At 59.5% G+C, this 2,588-nt stretch carries 5 protein-coding genes; 1 reads left to right on the top strand and 4 read right to left on the bottom strand.

Annotated features, from left to right (window positions below; translation table 11 throughout):
* The 3 genes from F2P67_RS24835 to soxR form a co-directional block, all read right to left on the bottom strand.
* On the bottom strand, positions 1-212 hold a 212-nt coding region (locus F2P67_RS24835), incomplete at its 3' end, for an alpha/beta fold hydrolase (protein WP_166225032.1).
* Between the two features lie 160 nt (positions 213-372).
* Entirely contained in the window at positions 373-831 is a 459-nt protein-coding gene (locus F2P67_RS24840) for a VOC family protein (protein WP_166225035.1), read from the bottom strand.
* A gap of 96 nt (positions 832-927) precedes the next feature.
* A complete protein-coding gene (gene soxR / locus F2P67_RS24845) occupies positions 928-1,380 on the bottom strand; it encodes a redox-sensitive transcriptional activator SoxR (RefSeq protein WP_166225038.1) in 453 nt (150 codons plus the stop codon).
* Between the two features lie 93 nt (positions 1,381-1,473).
* Between soxR and F2P67_RS24850 the strand changes: the two genes are divergently transcribed.
* Positions 1,474-1,839 (top strand): antibiotic biosynthesis monooxygenase, encoded by a 366-nt coding sequence (locus tag F2P67_RS24850; RefSeq protein ID WP_166225041.1) that lies wholly within the window; start codon positions 1,474-1,476, stop codon positions 1,837-1,839.
* Here F2P67_RS24850 and F2P67_RS24855 read toward each other — a convergent pair.
* The coding region (locus F2P67_RS24855; RefSeq protein ID WP_166225044.1) for a sigma 54-interacting transcriptional regulator at positions 1,836-2,588 on the bottom strand (753 nt) is incomplete at its 5' end. The genes F2P67_RS24850 and F2P67_RS24855 overlap by 4 nt on opposite strands.

Here is a 2,588-nt window from a genome sequence, read left to right on the forward strand (position 1 = left end):
TCGGCGGCGGGGCGGCTGCTGTCGCCGTAACCGCGCAGGTCGGCGGCGACCACGGTGAAGTGCTCGGCCAGTTGTTCGGCGACCTTGTGCCAGATCACGTGGGTTTGCGGGTGGCCGTGCAACAGCAACAGGCCCGGCCCGCTGCCGCCGAGGCGGTAGGCAATGTCGACGCCGTTGACGTGGCGCTGGTCTTTGAGAAATCCGGCAAACATCGGGCTGATCCTGTTTCAGGGGCTTGTTGGCTGCATCCTGAAAGTGTTCGGTGCTCGGGACAAGGGGCCAAGTGTGGTGTGGCAGTTCATGAAGCGTGTTGTCAGTGCTGGCCTCTTCGCGNNTTTGTTCGCGAAGAGGCCAGTGATCACGCCGCAACTCTCAACCCTGCTGGAACATCTCCCTGGCCCGCTGCTCGATTTGCTCCTGAGTCAGATCTTCCTTGCGCGTGGCCAGAAACCACAGATGCCCGTACGGATCCTTCAATGTCCCGCTGCGGTCGCCGTAGAACTGATCCTTGACCTCCGATACGGCTTTCGCCCCGGCATCCAGTGCCCGTTTGAAGGACTTGTCGACATCAGTCACATACAGATGCAATCCGACCGACACGGCATTGTCCGGATTGCTCAGTGGCCCCTGGTCGCACGGCGACCCGAGCATGATTGCGCTGTCGCCAATGCGCAGTTCGGCGTGGCCGATGCCGCCGTCAGGCATGCTCAGACGCATGACTTCGGTGGCACCGAAGGCTTTTTTGTAAAAGTCGATGGCCTCGGCGGCTTTTTGAATGCCGAGATACGGGGTAATGCTGTGATACCCCTCGGGAATGGGTTTGACGCTCATGACGTTCTCCCTGATTGTTGTTTTGCGAGGTGAGAAATCACTATAGAACTGTCCACGCAGTCCGGATTTCTGCCCGACGAGCAGCAGGGTTCTCCATCAGTTTTTGGGGAAGTGCGGGCCGGGCCCTTGTTCGCCGAGCACATCTCCCTGATTACGCAGCGGGCAGGCTTCCATTGACAGGCAGCCGCAGCCGATACAGCCATTCAGACGATCACGCAGCAGCGTCAACTGCTCGATCCGGTCATCCAGCTCGCGCCGCCACTGCTCGGACAACACCTTCCAGTCTGCCGCCGTCGGCGCACGATCATCCGGGAGGATTTTCAGCGCCTCGCCAATTTCCGCCAGCGGAATACCCAGCCGCTGCGCAACTTTGATCAAGGCCACCCGACGCAATACGGCTCGCGGGTAACGCCGCTGATTGCCGGCATTGCGCTGGCTCCTGATCAAGCCCTTGGTTTCATAGAAATGCAGGGCCGTGACCGCCACACCGCTGCGCGCCGCAACTTCGCCGACGGTGAGCAGCTTGTGCACGGTTTCTTTACTGATCATGGGAAAAATGCTCTTGACCTTGACTTAACTAGAGGTTTTACCCTGCGCTTCTTCGAGTCGCAAGACTCGTCTTTTGATGAGTGGGGACTTTTCATGCAGGCTTTAGCGAAGAACCGCAGCTTCACCCAATTAATCGAATTCGAGATCGAACCCCGGCAGCAAAGCGCACTGGTTTCGGCGCTGTCGGTGCAAACCGAACGGCTGGCTCAGCGCTACGCCGGTTTTGTCAGCGCCAGTGTGCAGGCCAGTGATGACGGTCGCCGGGTCTTGAGTTTGCTTCAGTGGCAGACCCGTGAGGCGGGTGAGGCCGCGTTCCGCAGTTTCGAAAGCGGCGAGCAGGATTTCTGGCAATTGATCCGCGCCCATCAGGCGAAAACCGTGACGTTCAACTCGTTCCAGGTATTGAGCAGCATCGCCCGCAGTCATGACGATGCGCTGCACTGCAATCTGGTCGGTTAGATTGACAGCTGGATCAGGCGCTCACCTCGCAGATTCTCGGTGAGTCGCCGCTTGTTCACCGCCAGTTCGCCGATCTTGATCAACCGCGTGCGGGTAACGTTGCGGCTCAGCCCGAGCAATGCAGCGGTGTGCACCTGGTTGTAATGGCAGAAGCGATAGGCCGCGCGCAGCAGGGCGTCTTCGACTTTTTCGTGGAGGGCGCCGGCCTGCTGCGCGAAGAGTTTTTGAAAGGCCTTTTCAAGTAAGGCCTCGGGTGAATCGTCGGTGCTGGCGTGGTGATCGTCCGGGCGCTCGATGCGCAGGTTCGACAGACGCAGGTCATCGCGCTCGATCACGCCGTTGCGGCAGATCAACAAGGTGTGATGGATGACGTTTTCCAGTTCGCGAATGTTGCCCGGCCAACTGTAACCACGCAGTTTGTACTCGGCGCCGGGGCTGATGCTGACCCGACCGTAACCCAGCCGCTGACTGTAGGCCTCGATGAAGTGCCGGGTCAGCGGCAGGATATCGCCGGGCCGCTCGCGCAACGGGCTGAGCTCCAGATTGACCACGTTGAGGCGGTAATACAGATCCTCGCGGAAATTGCCGGCGTTGATCGCTTTCTCCAATTGCACGTTGGTCGCCGCCAGTACTCGCACATCAATGGGAATACTTTTGCGCGAACCGAGTCGCACCACTTCGCGCTCCTGCAAGACCCGCAGCAACTTCACCTGAATCGCCATCGGCAGATCGCCGATTTCGTCGAGAAA

Origin of the sequence: Pseudomonas atagonensis, assembly GCF_011369485.1 — a bacterium.
Taxonomy (GTDB): Bacteria; Pseudomonadota; Gammaproteobacteria; order Pseudomonadales; family Pseudomonadaceae; genus Aquipseudomonas; species Aquipseudomonas atagonensis.